This window comes from Kitasatospora sp. NPDC008050, from assembly GCF_042957465.1.
GTDB lineage: Bacteria > Actinomycetota > Actinomycetes > Streptomycetales > Streptomycetaceae > Kitasatospora.
This window is the reverse complement of record NZ_JBIBIJ010000043.1, coordinates 1-15,006: the sequence shown is the minus strand read 5'-3', so window position 1 is coordinate 15,006 and position 15,006 is coordinate 1. Positions and strand designations below refer to the sequence as shown.

Annotated in this window: 19 protein-coding genes and 1 riboswitch; of the genes, 12 read left to right on the top strand and 7 right to left on the bottom strand. The window is 70.0% G+C overall.

The window, feature by feature from the left end; genetic code table 11:
- A partial coding sequence (locus tag ACFZB9_RS36665) for an ATP-binding protein (protein WP_391454468.1) occupies positions 1–467 on the bottom strand: 467 nt, incomplete at its 3' end.
- Between the two features lie 322 nt (positions 468–789).
- Here ACFZB9_RS36665 and ACFZB9_RS36660 point away from each other — a divergent pair.
- From ACFZB9_RS36660 to ACFZB9_RS36650, 3 genes are all read left to right on the top strand, one after another.
- Entirely contained in the window at positions 790–1,641 is an 852-nt protein-coding gene (locus ACFZB9_RS36660) for a helix-turn-helix domain-containing protein (protein WP_391454467.1), read from the top strand.
- Between the two features lie 7 nt (positions 1,642–1,648).
- Positions 1,649–1,852 carry a DUF397 domain-containing protein gene (locus ACFZB9_RS36655; protein ID WP_391454465.1) on the top strand — a complete coding sequence of 68 codons (204 nt, stop codon included), beginning with the start codon at positions 1,649–1,651 and terminating at the stop codon, positions 1,850–1,852.
- A 239-nt stretch (positions 1,853–2,091) separates the two neighbouring features.
- Positions 2,092–3,675: a globin domain-containing protein gene (locus ACFZB9_RS36650; RefSeq protein ID WP_391454462.1), complete on the top strand. Its 1,584-nt coding sequence runs from the start codon at positions 2,092–2,094 to the stop codon at positions 3,673–3,675.
- Between the two features lie 59 nt (positions 3,676–3,734).
- On the opposite strand, the gene ACFZB9_RS36645 is transcribed toward ACFZB9_RS36650, so the two are convergent.
- The gene (locus ACFZB9_RS36645; RefSeq protein WP_391454469.1) at positions 3,735–4,271 is read right to left on the bottom strand and encodes an NUDIX domain-containing protein; all 537 of its coding nucleotides are present in this window, start codon (positions 4,269–4,271) and stop codon (positions 3,735–3,737) included.
- 122 nt (positions 4,272–4,393) lie between these two features.
- Positions 4,394–4,771 carry a phage holin family protein gene (locus tag ACFZB9_RS36640; RefSeq protein ID WP_391454460.1) on the bottom strand — a complete coding sequence of 126 codons (378 nt, stop codon included), beginning with the start codon at positions 4,769–4,771 and terminating at the stop codon, positions 4,394–4,396.
- 59 nt (positions 4,772–4,830) lie between these two features.
- Here ACFZB9_RS36640 and ACFZB9_RS36635 point away from each other — a divergent pair, with 59 nt between their 5' ends.
- From ACFZB9_RS36635 to ACFZB9_RS36620, 4 genes are all read left to right on the top strand, one after another.
- Positions 4,831–5,148, top strand: a complete 318-nt coding sequence (locus ACFZB9_RS36635; RefSeq protein ID WP_391454459.1) for a cupin domain-containing protein — start codon at positions 4,831–4,833, stop codon at positions 5,146–5,148.
- 124 nt (positions 5,149–5,272) lie between these two features.
- A complete protein-coding gene (tenA, locus tag ACFZB9_RS36630; protein WP_391454457.1) occupies positions 5,273–5,944 on the top strand; it encodes a thiaminase II in 672 nt (223 codons plus the stop codon).
- Between the two features lie 191 nt (positions 5,945–6,135).
- Entirely contained in the window at positions 6,136–6,336 is a 201-nt protein-coding gene (locus ACFZB9_RS36625) for a DUF5326 family protein (protein ID WP_391454455.1), read from the top strand.
- 266 nt (positions 6,337–6,602) lie between these two features.
- Positions 6,603–7,322 carry a VC0807 family protein gene (locus ACFZB9_RS36620; protein WP_391454453.1) on the top strand — a complete coding sequence of 240 codons (720 nt, stop codon included), beginning with the start codon at positions 6,603–6,605 and terminating at the stop codon, positions 7,320–7,322.
- Between the two features lie 115 nt (positions 7,323–7,437).
- On the opposite strand, the gene ACFZB9_RS36615 is transcribed toward ACFZB9_RS36620, so the two are convergent.
- On the bottom strand, positions 7,438–8,925 hold the full coding sequence (locus ACFZB9_RS36615) for an SPFH domain-containing protein (protein WP_391454452.1): 1,488 nt from the start codon (positions 8,923–8,925) through the stop codon (positions 7,438–7,440).
- A 245-nt stretch (positions 8,926–9,170) separates the two neighbouring features.
- Entirely contained in the window at positions 9,171–9,377 is a 207-nt protein-coding gene (locus ACFZB9_RS36610) for a hypothetical protein (protein ID WP_391454451.1), read from the bottom strand.
- 201 nt (positions 9,378–9,578) lie between these two features.
- A riboswitch (TPP riboswitch) is annotated at positions 9,579–9,724 on the top strand.
- Here ACFZB9_RS36610 and thiC point away from each other — a divergent pair.
- The 4 genes from thiC to ACFZB9_RS36590 all read left to right on the top strand — a co-directional run bounded on the left by thiC (position 9,720) and on the right by ACFZB9_RS36590 (position 13,063).
- Complete coding sequence (gene thiC, locus ACFZB9_RS36605; protein WP_391454449.1) at positions 9,720–11,561, top strand: phosphomethylpyrimidine synthase ThiC; 1,842 nt, start codon at positions 9,720–9,722, stop codon at positions 11,559–11,561. (Overlaps the previous riboswitch by 5 nt.)
- Positions 11,562–11,712: 151 nt before the next feature.
- Positions 11,713–12,066, top strand: coding sequence for a hypothetical protein (locus ACFZB9_RS36600; protein WP_391454447.1), 354 nt, complete (start codon positions 11,713–11,715; stop codon positions 12,064–12,066).
- Positions 12,067–12,185: 119 nt separating this feature from the next.
- A complete protein-coding gene (locus ACFZB9_RS36595) occupies positions 12,186–12,836 on the top strand; it encodes a hypothetical protein (RefSeq protein WP_391454446.1) in 651 nt (216 codons plus the stop codon).
- An 80-nt stretch (positions 12,837–12,916) separates the two neighbouring features.
- The gene (locus ACFZB9_RS36590; RefSeq protein WP_391454445.1) at positions 12,917–13,063 is read left to right on the top strand and encodes a hypothetical protein; all 147 of its coding nucleotides are present in this window, start codon (positions 12,917–12,919) and stop codon (positions 13,061–13,063) included.
- Positions 13,064–13,152: 89 nt separating this feature from the next.
- On the opposite strand, the gene ACFZB9_RS36585 is transcribed toward ACFZB9_RS36590, so the two are convergent.
- Positions 13,153–13,620: an NUDIX hydrolase gene (locus ACFZB9_RS36585; RefSeq protein WP_391454444.1), complete on the bottom strand. Its 468-nt coding sequence runs from the start codon at positions 13,618–13,620 to the stop codon at positions 13,153–13,155.
- The gene (locus tag ACFZB9_RS36580) at positions 13,607–14,329 is read right to left on the bottom strand and encodes a DUF5919 domain-containing protein (protein WP_391454443.1); all 723 of its coding nucleotides are present in this window, start codon (positions 14,327–14,329) and stop codon (positions 13,607–13,609) included. The genes ACFZB9_RS36585 and ACFZB9_RS36580 overlap by 14 nt, the downstream gene beginning before the upstream one ends.
- Positions 14,330–14,542: 213 nt before the next feature.
- Here ACFZB9_RS36580 and ACFZB9_RS36575 point away from each other — a divergent pair.
- A partial coding sequence (locus ACFZB9_RS36575; RefSeq protein WP_391454442.1) for an ATP-binding protein occupies positions 14,543–15,006 on the top strand: 464 nt, incomplete at its 3' end.

The following is a 15,006-nucleotide window of genomic DNA, read 5'->3' as shown; positions in this document are numbered from 1 at the left end:
CCAGGTAAGCCATTGGACCCAGGAATAACCTCCGAATTCCTCCCGGTTCTACCGGGAATACAACCAGGCGCTTTCAGGGCGCACTCGAACCAGACGCGCTTGCCGCCGCGCTCGTGCGGGTCGGCACCGAACCGGTGGGTGAGCGAGCGGACCAGGTGCAGGCCCCGGCCGGACAGCTCGTAGGGATCGGCGGTGCGGGGGCGTTGCTTCGGCAGAGCGGGGCTGTCGTCGGCGACGGAGACCCGGAGTGTGCGGAAGGCCTGGTCGGCGAGGAGCACGACCACGACGACGGGCGCGGGGCTGCCGCCGTGCTTCCAGGCATTGACGAAGAGCTCGTGCAGGGCGAGTTCGGCGTCGTGGATGAGGTCGTCGGACCACCCGGCGGTGGTGAGGAGGTCGCGCAGCTCCTTGCGGGCGGCGGACCAGTCGGGCGGCTGGGAGAAGGTGGGGCGGGCACAGGAAGGCATGGGGAACCTCCGTGAGGGGGTGGCGAGGTGAGGTGTGGTGAGGCGTGGTGGCGATGCGGTGATCGGCGGATGCGTCGCCGTGAGCCAGGCCAGGACGGGACTGGTTGGGTCGCGTGTGGCTGCTCTGCGGTGCGGGGCAGTGTGCGCCTACTGCCTTGGTGACAGGCGTTACTGACGAGCCGTCGGATCGGTATGGGAACGACGATAGCGCAGCTTTGGTTAAATTTACCCGCCCCGCCGAAAGGTTCCCTCGCCCGAGTGACAGCTGGCCCGCGAGTCGGTTCGCGGGTCACACTGGTCCGACGAGAATCGAGAGGACGCCATGGCCAGTCGCACCAGCCCAACGCTCCGCCAGCGACGGGTGGGGACTGAGCTGCGGAGAATGCGGGAGCAGGCCGGCATCGGCGGCAGCCAGCTCGCGCGCCTGCTCGGCGTCACCCCGGCCCACATCACACAGTTGGAGAGCGGCAAGACCACGGTCAGCGTGGAGCGGCTGTACACCATCGCTGACCTATGCATGTGCACCAGTGAGCCCCTGGTAAGCGCACTTGCCGACATCATCACCGACAGGGGAAGGAGTGGCTGGTGGGAGGAGTACCGCGGGGAGCTCTCTACCAACTTCCTCGATCTGGCTGAGCTGGAAGGAAACGCGGCGAGACTCGCCTGCTTCGCCCTGGCCTACGTCCCCGGGCTGCTTCAAACACGTTCCTATGCCAATGCCCTGTTCACACAGGCGCTTCTACCTCTCCCGCGGCAGGAAATCGATCTCCGGACCACATTCCGCCTGCGCAGGCAAGAAGTGGTCCGATCCGGCGGGACGCCCTACTTGGCGCTGCTGTATGAGGCTGCCCTGCGTGGCCAGTATGGCGGCCATGCAGTGCTCCGGGATCAACTCTCCTCACTTCTCAAGGACTCCGAGCATCCCGGCATCTCCATCAGAGTCGTGCCGTTCGACGCGGCGGTCTTTCCCATCCCGAGCGAGGACCTCGGCCACATGGCAGGGCCAGTACCAGAGTTGGACACCGTCCAGGTGGATGCCTTCTACGGTTCCCGCCTGCTCGACTCGCCCGCTCAGCTGGGACGCTACCGCGCAGCCCTTGAGCGCATCGGATCTATTGCACTATCAGAAGACGAATCACGAGATTTCATTCGTTCGATCATGAAAGAGATGTAAGGCACCAATGACTAGCACAGGTTGGCAGAAGTCCAGCTACAGCACCAGCAACGACGAGTGTGTCGAAGTCCGCACCGCCGAGGGCCTGATCGAGCTCCGTGAGTCCGACGAGGGCGGCGTCATCGTCCGAACCACTCCCGCCAAGTTCGCCAAGTTCGTCCAGGGTGTCAAGGACGGCGAGTTCGACCACTTCGCCGATGCCTCCGCCTGACCCGCACCGACGTCTTCCGAAGGCCGCCGACCTGCGCGAAATCGCAGGTCGGCGGCCTTCTTTCGGTGTGCGAAGACCGCAGCGGAGCGGGCCCACCGGCCGTCCGGTGCGCAAAGGGAGCGACCCTAGCGCGCGGACCGGGCGTCCGTCCGGCGTTTGCGTGATTTGTCGGATCAGCTGTTCGGTCGTGCCACGCTGCTGGAGGCGTTGCTGGGACGACCGGAGGCGAAACGATTCTCTTGAGCACGCGACAGGTCACCGTGAAATCGCTCGCCGCGATGCTGGTCCGCTCGGGGCAGGGGTCGGCCGCGGCCACCTCGGTGCCGGGGATGACGACGCCGCTGCCGACGCCGGTGGCGCCCCAGCCGACCGGGCAGGTCGTGCCGCCGATGCCGACCGAGCCGCCGGCCGTACCGGCCGCTGCCCCGCCGGTCGGCCCCGTGCAGGCCGGCCCCGCGCCGGTCGCCGCCCCGGTCGGCACGGCGCTCGACCTGGTGCGCCCCGCCGCCGAGCCCCGCCCGGCCATCGAGCCGCTGTTCCGCTGGGCGCCCGGCCTCAACTGGACCGGCCCTGGGGACGGTTGGAGTCAGGCCTGGGCGGCGCCGGGCCCGCCCGCCGCTCCCGCCCCCGGGCAGCTCCCGCCCACGCCCCCGGTCCCCGCCGCGCAGCCGCCCACCGCCCGCGACCTGGAGCTGATCCGGGCCACCCTGGCGGTGGTCGAGCCGGTGGCCGACCGGGCCACCGCGCACTTCTACGCGCTGATCTTCCTGCACCACCCCGAGGTGCGCTCGCTCTTCCCCGCCGCCATGGACGTGCAACGGGACCGCCTCTTCCGGGCCCTGCTCCAGGCCGCCCGCAGCGCCGACGACCCGGTGGGCCTGACCGCCTACCTGACCCGGCTCGGCCAGGGCCACCGCAAGTACGGCACGCTCAGCGGCCACTACGCGCCGGTGGGCGAGTGCCTGGTGGCGACGCTCGCGCGGTACTGCGGCACCCGCTGGGACGCCGAGGCCGAGCTGGCCTGGCGCCGGGTCTACGGGCTGGTCTCCCGGATCATGATCGAGGCTGCCGAGCAGGCGGCCGTCGGCTCGCCGCCGTGGTGGCAGGCCGAGGTGGTCTCCCACCAGAGCCTGGGCCGGGACGTGGCGGCGCTCACGGTGCGGCCCGACCAGGCCTACCCGTACCGGGCCGGCCAGTACACCAGCCTGGAGACGCCCTGGTGGCCGCGGGTCTGGCGGCACTTCTCCTTCGCCACCGCGCCGCGCCCCGACGGGCTGCTGACCTTCCACGTCAAGGCGCTGCAGGCCGGCTGGGTGAGCAGCGCGCTGGTACGCCGGGCGGCTCGCGGGGACGTGCTGCGCCTGGGACCGCCCGCCGGGACCATGGTGCTCGACCACGCCGCGGCGGCCCCGCTGCTCTGCCTGGGCGGTGGCACCGGGATCGCGCCGATCGCCGCGCTGGTCGAGGAGTTGGCCGCGCACGGCAACCCGGCCGGGCGTCAGGTGGCGGTCTTCTACGGCGTCCGGCACCCGGGGGAGCTCTACCAGCTGTCGGCGCTGCGGGAGTTGGCACGGCGCCACGCCTGGCTCACGGTCTGCCCGGTGGTCTCCGAGGAGGAGGCACCCGCCGTCGGCGGCGCCGGGGGCGAGGGCGCGCTGCGCGGGCTGCTGGGCGACGTGGTGGTGCAGCACGGCCCGTGGGACGGCCACCACGCCTACCTCAGCGGCCCGGCGGCGATGGTGCGCCGCTCGGCGGCCGCGCTGCTGCGCTCGGGGGTGCGGGCCGAGCACCTGCACCACGACCTGCCGGACGGGCGGGGCTGAGCCCAACTGGGCTCAGCCCCACCGGAGTCACCCCAACCCGGAGTCAGCCCAACCCGGATTCAGCCCAGGTCGGAGGCGAGCAGCGCGCGCACCCCTTCGATGTTCGCGGCCAGGTAGGCGCGCAGCGAGGGCGGCACCAGGTTGACCGAGGTGACGCCCTCGCGGGTGAACGGCAGCCGGACGATCTCGTACTCGCCGCGCGGCTCGTCCACCTCGGGCCCGTGCCGCAGCGCCGGGTCCAGCGCGGCCAGCCGGCAGACGAAGAAGTGCTGCACCTTGACCCCGTGCGGGTGGGTCGGGCTGCCGTCCTCGTGGTGGTGGTGCGCGACGGTGTCCACGAAGGCGGGCACCACGTCGACCACCTTGCCGCCCAGCTCCTCGTCCACCTCGCGGTGCAGCGCGTCGGCCACGGTGCGGTCCTCGGGCTCGACGCCGCCGCCCGGGGTGATCCAGTACGGATCGGCGCCCGGTCTGGTGCGCTTGATCACGATCAGCTCGGCGGTCCCCCGCCAGGGGTCCTCGCTCGGCAGGTCGAGCAGGATCGCCCGTGCGGTGCGCTTGACGACCGGACGGGGATGCGGTGTCACCTCGGCCACGTGGGTCACCTCCCGATACTCCTGTGCCGGAGCATCCCGCAGCTCGGGCGGCCCGAAACTCGCACAGACGGGCGAAATGACCCGTCCGAACGGCTCACCCGGCCCCCTGCCGGGGGACCCGCTCAGTCCTCGTCACCGACCGCGAGGTGCAGGCCCCAGGCCACCACGCTGATGATCAGCGAGCCGATCAGGGCGGGGACGAAGCCCTCGACGTGGAAGTCCAGCTTCAGGCGGTCGGAGGCGAAGGAGGTCAGCCAGAGCATCAGGGCGTTGATCACGAAGGTGATCAGGCCCAGCGAGAGGATGAACAGCGGGAACGAGAAGAACTTCACCAGGGGCTTGATCAGCCAGTTGACCACCCCGAAGATCAGTGCGACGGCGACCACCGTCAGCGTCTTCTGCTTCCAGTCCCCGCCGGACAGGGTGATGCCGTTGACGATCCAGGCGGCCACCCAGATGGCTGCCGCGTTGATGAGGGTCTTGACCACGAAGTGCTTCATGCTTCCGCATGGTCGCAGGCCGGAGCGGCCGGTGGAAGCACCCACAGGAGGAGCAGCGGATGAAGGTCTTTCGACTCGACGAGCTCGATCGGCTCCGGGCGGATCAGCAGGGGGCCTATCTGCGCTTCCTGAAGGAGGGCAGCATGTCGGCGGGCCTGTACGCGCTCGCGCCCGGTGAACTGGACACCCAGTCCGCGCACCCGCAGGACGAGCTCTACCAGGTGATCAGCGGGCGGGCCTCGCTGACCGTGGGGGAGGAGACCTGCACGGTGGGGCGCGGCAGCGTGGTCTTCGTGCCGGCGGGGGTGCCGCACCGGTTCCACCACATCACCGAGGAGCTGCGGGTGCTGGTGGTCTTCTCGCCGCCGGAGGACTGAGCCCGCCCGCCGGAGGATTGCGCCCGCCCGCCGTCGGCCTGCCCGCCGTCGGTCCGCCCGCCGTCGCCCGCCCGCCGTCGGCCTGCCCCGGGGCGGCCGGCGGACGGGACGTAGGGTCACTGGCATGACCCAGTCCCTGACCGAGGAGCTGTGGGCCGAGAGCGTCGCGCCGGTCTACGCCAGGATCCTCGACCACCCGTTCCTGACCGGTCTGACCGACGGCACGCTGCCGCGCGAGGCCTTCGCCCACTTCGTCGTGCAGGACTCGCACTACCTGCGCGACTACGCCAGGGCACTGGCCGTCTGCGCGGCCAAGGCGCCGGGCGAGGAGGAGGTGCGGGCCTTCGCCGACGACGCGATCGGGGCGCTCGCCGCCGAGCAGGGGATGCACGCGGAGTTCCTCACCGCCTTCGGCCGCAGCGCGGCCGAGGCCGCCGCCCTGCCGGTGCTGCCCACCACCCGGGCCTACACCAGCTACCTGCTGGCCACCGCCTACGGCGGATCCTTCGCGGAGGCGGTGGCGGCCGTGCTGCCCTGCTACTGGGTCTACGCCAGGGTGGGCGAGCAACTGCTCGCCCGCTCCTCCCCCGATCCGCTCTACGCCCGGTGGATCGCGGTCTACGGCGACGAGTCCTTCCAGTCGGTGGTGCGCCGGGTGCTGGCGCTCACCGACCGGCTCGGCGAGCAGCTCGGGGCGGTGGAGCGGCGGCGGGTGCACGAGCACGTGCACACCACCACCCGGTACGAGTGGATGTTCTGGGACGCGGCCTGGCGGGGCGAGAGTTGGCCGGTCTGACCGGCCGCGGGCGGCGGGTGTAAGCCGCTGGTAAGGGCGACCCTGAGGGACCGGGGTCAGGGCCGTCTCCGGGTTCTCTCAGGGGCTCGGACCCTCGTTTCCGCTCGGGTGCCCTCGTACGATCGAAGTACCGAAAGCGGACGGGATGCGGCGATCAAGGGCCGGACCCGCAAGGGAGAAAAGGAACCGAAATGGCTGAGATCTGGAAGTCGCTGCCGTCCTGGATGCGCAACGTCGTGGTCCCGATCCTGGTGCTGATCCTCGCCATCAACATTCTTGGCATGGTCCTCGGCGTGGTCAGCGCGATCATCTGGTTCGCCTTCAAGGTACTGATCGTGGTCGGCATCGCCGCCGCGGTGGTGATCCTGGTCAAGAAGGCCGCCAAGGGCTGAGCCAACGCCGCCTCCGCTCCGGCGCCCGTACCTGCCTGGCAGGTGACGGGCGCCGCGGCGTTTGTGGCCGCACCGGCGTCCGCGGCGGCCACCGGCGTCCGTGACAACTACCGGCATCCGTGACCACCACCGGCGTCCGTGACAACCGCAGGTGCGCGGTATGACAGCTGTCATGGGGCACTGGCGACATCCGGCACTGATGGCCGGTCAGCTCCGGCTGGGAGGCTCTACCCGTAGCCGAGCGGGACCAACGGGAGGACCGGGCCATGAGCGAGACCAGCACCGTGCGGAGCACCACCACCACCACCACCACGGCCACGGCCACGGCCACGGCCACGGCCAAGGCCGGCAACCCGATGGTGACCGCCCTGCTGCCGTTGGCGGTCGACGTCGCGGTGCCGCTGGGTGTCTACTACGCCGCGCACTCGGTGTTCGGGGTGAGCCTGGTCGGCTCGCTGATCGTCAGCAGCGTGGTGCCGGCCGTGCGCACGCTCCACGGCCTGCTCCGCAACCGGGAGTTCAACGGCATGGCGGGCCTGATGCTGGCGGTCAACCTGGTCGGGCTGCTGACCACCCTCCTGACCGGCGACCCGCGGCTGATGATCGCCAAGGACGGCCTGGTGAGCAGCGCGGTCGGGGCCGGCATCCTGGTCTGCGCGCTGCGCGGCAAGCCGCTGATGGCCGCCGGACTGCGCCCGTTCCTGACCCGCGGCGAGGCCCGGCCGGAGGCCGCCTGGGAGCGGCTGGCCGCGGGTTCGGCAGCCGGTGCCACGGTCTTCGCGACGCTCACCCGGCGCCACTCGCTGATCTGGGGCGGGGCACTGCTGCTGGAGTGCGCGGCCCGGGTGGCCGGGGCGTACACGCTGCCGCTGACCACGATGGTCTGGCTGCCCACCGTCTTCCTGATCGGCGCGATCGGGCTGGCCGGCGTGGTCAGCGGCCCGTACACCGAGCGGCTCAAGAAGCTGGTCGCCGACGAGGCCTGAGCCTGCCGCTCATCGGCCTCGCCATCACCGGGCCTACCGGGACTGACGAAAAGCCAGTGGCCCGTTCCGCGCGGGGGGCGGAACGGGCCACTTACCGTGTGCCGGTGACGATCGGTCAGGCGCTCGGTTCGCCCTGGACCGGGATCGTCTGGGTGCCGCTCCGGTGGGCGCTGCCGGTGACGTCGGGCTTGGCCGCCTCGGGCGCGTCCGTGCCGTTCATCGAGCTGAGCAGCTGGCGGGCCAGCCCCAGCCCGGTGCCGCCCATGGTGAGCGCCTTGGCGAACATCTCGCCCATCCCCTCGGCGCCGTTGAGCAGCACCATGTGCTCGACGTTGCCGAAGGCCTCGGCGCCGGCCCGGACGATCTCCGGCCAGTGCTCGGCGAGCTGCTGGGCGACCACCGCCTCCTGGTTCTCGGCGAGCGCGGCCGCGCGGGCCTTGATCGCCTCGGCCTCGGCCAGGCCGAGCGCCCGGGCCGCCTCGGCGGCCGCCAGACCCTTGGCCTCGGCCGCGGCGGCCTCCGCCTGACCGGTGGCGCGGGTGGACTCGGCGGAGGCCAGGCCCCGGGCCTTGGTGGCCTCGGCCTCGGCCTGCGCGGCGATCTTCACCCGGTTCGCCTCGGCCGCGGCCTTCAGCTCGGTCTCCCGGGCCTGGGCCTCGGCGGCGGAGATCCGCGCGTCGCGGTCGGCCTCGGCCTTGGTGCGGGTCTCGTAGGCGCGGGCGTCGGCCGGCTTGCGGACCTCGGCCTGCAGCTGCTGCTCCTTGCGGTGGCCCTCCAGCTCGGCGACCTTGGTCTCCTGGACCACGACCTCCTGGCGGGAGGCGGCCTGGGCCAGCGGCCCGGCCTGCAGCGCCCGCGCTGCCGCGGTGTCCATCTCGGCCTGGTAACCGGCCTGCTGGATCCCGGAGTTGCGGGTCGCCTCGGCCTTGCGGGCGAAGGCCTCCTGCTCCGCCTCGGTGGCCTCACGGTCGGCCGCGGCGGCCGCGATGCGCGCGTCGCGCTGGACGGCGGCGGCGTGCGGGGCGGCCAGGTTCTTGATGTAGCCGGTCGGGTCCAGGATCTCCTGGATCTGCAGCGAGTCGATGATCAGACCGAGCTTCTCCATCTCGGTCCCGGAGGCCGCCCGGGTCTCCCCGGTCAGCCGCTCGCGGTCACGGATCATCTCCTCGACGGTCAGCCCGCCGACGATCGAGCGCAGGTGTCCGGCGAAGACGTTGTGGACCCGCTGGCCCATCATCTTCTGCTGGTCCAGGAAGCGGCGCGCGGCGTTGGCGATCGACACGGTGTCGTCGCCGACCTTGAAGATCACCACGCCCTTGACCTGGACCGGGATCCCCTGCGAGGTCACGCACTCGACGTCCAGGTCGGCCTCGTTGAGGTCCAGGGACAGCTTGCGCACAGTCTGGATGCCGGGGGTGACCAGCGTCCCCCGCCCGGTCACCACCCGGAAGCCCAGGCCCTCGGCGAGGCCCTCGGTGCGATGCTTCGAACCGGAGATGATCAGTGCCTCATTGGGCTCGGCGACCCGCCAGCACATCTTGAAGAGCACGATCAGGAGCACGAATGCCGCGGCGACGATCCCCGCGATGGTGCCGATCAACATCGGCCTTTTCCCCCTTCAGGGCACACCGCTCCGTGGCTGCGCTCGGTTGTGCAGGATTGCGCGGAACGCGGTGGCGAGTCGAGATTGTGCGCCTCTTTCGATCTCATGGGAAGTCAGCTCCGGCGTGTCCCAGGGGTCTGTGACATCCCGTCACCCACGGTGCCCGACGATCACCGCAACGCGACGCGGTACAGGGCGCGGTGCGGGGCGCGAGGTGCCGCGGCAGGCGCCGTACCGCGGCGGGTTCAGGCCACCGCCGGGGCGACGTAGACGGTGCGCGGCGGCTGGTACTCGACCACCACCACCGGCGTGCCGATGGGCAGCGGGTCGCCGGGCAGCGCGAGATGGGCGAGGAACGCCTCGCTGCTCTGCCGCTCCGGCACCGCCAGCATCACCTCGCCGACCAGCCCCGCTCCCACCTTGCCGGTCACCCGCCCGGTGTAGCCGATCATCCGACTCGCCCCCTCGTGGCCAACCGCCGCCCGGTGCGCGCGGTTTGCGCCACCAGTGTGACGCACGGCTACGACGGCCCGCGGGTTGCGGGTGCGCCGGGCGGGACCGTGCGGCGGCCGGCGCGGATATCGGTGGCCGGACCCCTACTGGACCGCGGCGTGTGACCCCGGTTACCGTGAGGACGCTTCGGGCAGGCAAGTCCGCCTGCCCACGGGAGCTCGGAGCACCGGGCTGAGAGGGCGCTGAAGGGCCCAGGGCCGTAGAAACCGGCCGTGGACCGATCGCTGCGTCGACCGCAGGAACCTGACCGGGTAATGCCGGCGTAGGGAGTAGAGGGTCTGATGACCGCATTTGATGACGCACGTCCGGCTGCCGACGAGAGCGCCGCCGCCCCCGCCGCCAACACGGGTGTGCGCAGCGCGTCCACCGGGTACCCCACCCCGGCCTGGCGCAAGGCCTACCGCGAGGGCTCCCGTCCCGACCTGCGGGTCCCCTACCGCGAGGTGCAGCTCACCAACGGCCGCACCGTCCCGCTGTACGACACCTCCGGCCCGTACACCGACGCCGCCTTCGAGCCCGACGTGCGCCGCGGCCTGCCCGCGCTGCGCGACCCGTGGATCCGCCAGCGCGGCGACGTCGAGGAGTACGACGGCCGCGAGGCCCGCCCCGAGGACGACGGGATCAAGCACACCTCCCCGCGCGGCGGCAGCCTGCGCAACCTGGACGCGGTCTTCCCCGGCCGCCCGCGCCGCCCGCTGCGCGCCCGCGACGGCGCCGCCGTCACCCAACTCGCCTACGCCAAGCGGGGGATCATCACCCCCGAGATGGAGTTCATCGCGCTGCGCGAGGGCCTTGCCGCGGAGTTCGTCCGCGACGAGGTGGCGCGCGGCCGGGCCGTCATCCCGCTGAACGTGAACCACCCCGAGGTCGAGCCGGCCATCATCGGCACCAACTTCCTGGTGAAGATCAACGCCAACATCGGCAACAGCGCGGTGACCTCCTCCATCGAGGAGGAGGTGGAGAAGATGACCTGGGCCACCCGCTGGGGCGCCGACACCGTGATGGACCTCTCCACCGGCCGCAACATCCACACCACCCGCGAGTGGATCCTGCGCAACTCCCCCGTGCCGATCGGCACCGTGCCGCTCTACCAGGCGCTGGAGAAGGTGGACGGCAAGGCCGAGGAGCTGAGCTGGGAGGTCTACCGCGACACCATCATCGAGCAGTGCGAGCAGGGCGTCGACTACATGACGGTGCACGCCGGCGTGCTGCTGCGCTACGTCCCGATGACCGCCCGCCGCAAGACCGGCATCGTCTCGCGCGGCGGCTCGATCATGGCCGCCTGGTGCCTGGCGCACCACCGGGAGAACTTCCTCTACACCAACTTCGAGGAACTCTGCGACATCCTGCGCGCCTATGACGTCACCTTCTCGCTCGGCGACGGCCTGCGCCCGGGGTCCATCGCGGACGCCAACGACGAGGCGCAGTTCGCCGAGCTGCAGACGCTCGGCGAACTCGGCCGGATCGCCCGTGAGCGCGACGTGCAGGTGATGATCGAGGGCCCGGGCCACGTCCCGATGCACAAGATCAGGGAGAACATGGATCTCCAGAAGGAGATCTGCGACGAGGCCCCGTTCTACACCCTGGGCCCGCTCACCACCGACGTCGCGCCCGGCTACGACCACATCACCTCGGGCATCGGCGCGGCGATGATCGCCTGGTGGGGCACCGCGATGCTCTGCTACGTCACGCCCAAGGAGCACCTGGGCCTGCCCAACCGCGACGACGTCAAGACGGGCGTGATCACCTACAAGATCGCCGCCCACGCGGCCGACCTGGCCAAGGGCCACCCCGGCGCCCAGGACTGGGACGACGCACTCTCCGACGCCCGCTTCGAGTTCCGCTGGGAGGACCAGTTCAACCTGGCCCTCGACCCGGAGACGGCCCGCGCCTTCCACGACGAGACGCTGCCGGCCGAACCCGCGAAGACGGCGCACTTCTGCTCGATGTGCGGGCCGAAGTTCTGCTCGATGAAGATCAGCCAGAAGATCCGCGACGAGCACGGGGACGGCTCGACGGCGGTCAGCACCGACTTCGACGCGGCGGCGCTGGCCGGTATGGCAGAGAAGTCAGCCGAGTTCGCGGAACACGGCAACCGGGTCTACCTCCCGCTGGCGGACTGACCCGATTTGGACGGACCAGGCGCTGCACTGGGAGGCCGGGGGGGCTTCCCAGCGCAGCGCCACGGCTGCTGGAGGGAGCGACCGGGGCACTGCTGCTTGTCGGGCGTACGGACTCGGCCAGATGTCGGTGCGGGCTGTCACGATCCTGTGCATGGACGACGCTATGAGCACTTTGCGGCATGAGTTCGACGCCGAGGAGGGCAGCTTCCTGTTGCGGCTGCGCTGCGACCTGCATTGGGATCGGGGGGCCTTCAGCCAGCTCGAACAAGCCATGCGGGTCGTTTGCGAGCAGACCCAGAGCGCTGACCGGCTCGATCGCTGGATGGCCGAAGGCTTCTACAGCGTCTCCTCCTGGGTTGCCGACTGGACCGCTCACCCCAACTTTCCGAGGCCGGAGCCAACGGCCTACCACCAGGCATGCCTTGAGAGGTTGGGCGACCTGGCCAACTGGTTCTTCCAGGGCTACCACGACTACCTGGAGCCGCACGTCTGGCCTGATCTTTGAGGCAGCCCGGCAACGCCTGTGCCAGCGGTCGCGTTTGGCCCGGAGCGAAGTCTCCGCTCAGGCACGAGGCCACTGGCTGAAGCGGTACGGTCGGGGCGGACGGCAGGGAGGATATGGCGGTGGGTTCGACCGGTGTGTGGACTGTCGGTGCCGTACCCGACCAAGAGGCGGCTACGCTGCCGGAGGAGTTCGTACACCTCGTCACGGACAGGGACTTCCAAAGGCCGGACGGCTACGCCGACACTCTCGCCTGGTGGAGTCGGGACTGTGATGGTGAGCGCCTTTTCACCCGTGATGAGCAGGACCCGACGGTCCTTCTGCCTACGGCTGCCGGGAGGAGGTTCGCGGATTTCGTCCATGACGCCAACCCGGAGACCGCCGCGACAGAGGCGATGCGGGACGCAAGCCTGGCTCTGATGGTCGGCAACGGCTCTGACGGGCTGTCCAGTGTTGTGGCACGCAAGGCGAGTCCGATTGCCGCTCTCTACTACGGTCTCGGAGCGAGTGTGGCAGGTCTTCTGCCTGGCTGGTTCGGTGACTTCCTGCTGACCGCCGATGGTGTGTGTGCTGCCCTTCCGCATGCCGAACGGGCACTCCGGCTCGACGGCGAGCGACGCGCCGAGGTTCTGGAGCGGATCGCTGAGTGGATGACCGGCATGGGCGACGACCCCGACTTCGTGGCCGGTGACCTGCTGGACGCTCCGCTCCGGGTTCTGCGCTACGCGGCGGATGCCGGCCTTGGCGTTGTCGCCTTCACCCGCTGGTACTGAGCCTCCTTCCTGGCCAACCACGTTGTGCCTCAAGTCGCCCTTGTCGCCACTGTGCTGGTTTCAGGCTGAAGTTGTCCTCGATGAAGATCAGCAAATCCATCAATGAGAAGTTCGGTGCTGGTGCGGCCTCGCCGGAGTACGACGAGGCCGCTGTGCAGGGCATGAAGGCGATGTCCGAGGAGTTCAAGGCCCAGGGCAACAAGGTCTACCTGCCGATGGCGGACTGACGCCTGCGCGTGGCTGAGCCCTTCCTCGGTCCTCGGGGGAGGGCTCAGCCACACACGGCTCACTGGGCTTGGCAGGGCCCGGCATCCGACTACCGGATGGCCGGGCCCCGTCCGGACCGCCAGTCGTCGATCCGCTTGCGGATGCTCGGGACCATGGCCAGGTCGTCCACGTCATCCGGCTTGAACCAGGCCACCTCGAACGACTCGTCGGACACTCGCAGTTCTCCGCTCGTCGGCCGAGCGAGCAGGCAGATGGAGAACTCCTGGCGCACTTCGCCGTCGTCGTAGGCGAAGACGTGGCCGGGGTTGGTGTAGGTCCCCACAATGCCCGTGATCTCCACGTGGATGCCGGTCTCTTCGAAGGTTTCCCGGATGCCGCACCCCGCGAGTGATTCGCCCAGCTCCATCTTTCCGCCGGGCAGCGCCCACATCCCGTTGTCCGTACGTCGCTGGAGCAGGATGCGGCCTGACTCGTCCACGACGACCACTGAGGCGGCTGGAACGAGGCTGTTGGGCTTCGGTGCGTTCGGGTCGTCCTCGTAGTCACGCCTGGCCATGTTGCGCTCCCTCCCAGATGTTGCGCCCGCGACTCCAGAGTTCTTCGACGTGATCGGCGAACCGATCGAACATGCCGTCGTCCTGCGCTCGCCTCAGGTGCATCATCGGCGAGTCATGGCCGACCCTGCGGGCGAGGATCGGCGTCACGATCATCTCGTCATCGAACCGGAAGACGGACAGGTTGACGTGCCCGGTCTCGAACCGCCCCTCGATGTCCCCAACGTCCCGCAGCCGTTGCAGCTCGCTCAGCGTTACGGCGATACGGGTGGACAGGGTGAGCGGGACGCCTTCCTCGGCCTCGCGAGCCCGGGTGACAGGACTGTCCGGATCGCCGATGAGGAACCGGATTCGGCAACCGGTCTGGGCCTTCCGGCGGAGCGCGCCGGCCAGGTTCGCCTGTTCCAACCACAGGAAGTAGTTGGTGTATCCGGCGAACGTCAGCTCACGCTGCTCCTTGGTGATGAGCGACCGCCAGAGCGCGGAGGGTGCAGCTGATCGATACGGGAACACCTGGATGACCTCGCGGTCTGGTCCCGTCTTGAGTGCCGAACGGACGGCGGTTGGCCACAAGGTGGCTTCCTTCTCTCCTAGCGCCTCGCAGGCCGCCCATCGATGTCGGGCGTGGGGGATGCGGGTGGGGTTGGCGATCCATCGGCTGACGGTCTTGCCATCGACGTCGCATGCCTCTGCGAGCTGCGCTTCGGTCATCTTGGCATTCGCCATCGCACGGCGGAGAGCGTGATTCATAGTTCACCTCTTTGGCCCGTAGGGGACGGGACGAACCGTATCGATGAAGCGTCCCAAACGTCCCGCAAACGCGGTAGGAACGCCCTGGCATGCGGCGAGAGCATCAGAGCGTGACAGGGCTTCAGCTCTTCGTGATCACCGATCGTGCCAACGCGCTCGAAAGGGGGCTCTCCCATGCCTGACGCTGCGTCATTTCGGGTCCCGCAGGAGTGGGACGTTGAGCCGGACCCGTTGGCTGTTCCGTCGGCCCGTCGGCTGGTGGTCGAGATCGCGCGGTTCTGGCGCGTGCCGCTGTCGGACGACGCATTGCGCGATGTCGAGTTGTGCACGAGCGAGCTGTTGGCGAACGCCATGGAGCACACGAAGGCTCGCTGCAAGGTGACGGTGCGTTGGACGGGGGCGCGTCTTCGAGTGGAAGTCGCGGACAGCAGCCTCCGGCTCCCGGACTCGGACTCGGCGCAGGACACGGTGACGGGTGGTCGGGGCCTGATGGTGGTCTCGGGCTTGTCGCACGCCTGGGGTTGGGAGCCCTCCGGGGCCGGGAAGGTCGTGTGGTTCGAGTGCGCCCTGAAAGCGCCTGGTTGTATTCCCGGTAGAACCGGGAGGAATTCGGAGGTTATTCCTGGGTCCAATGGCTT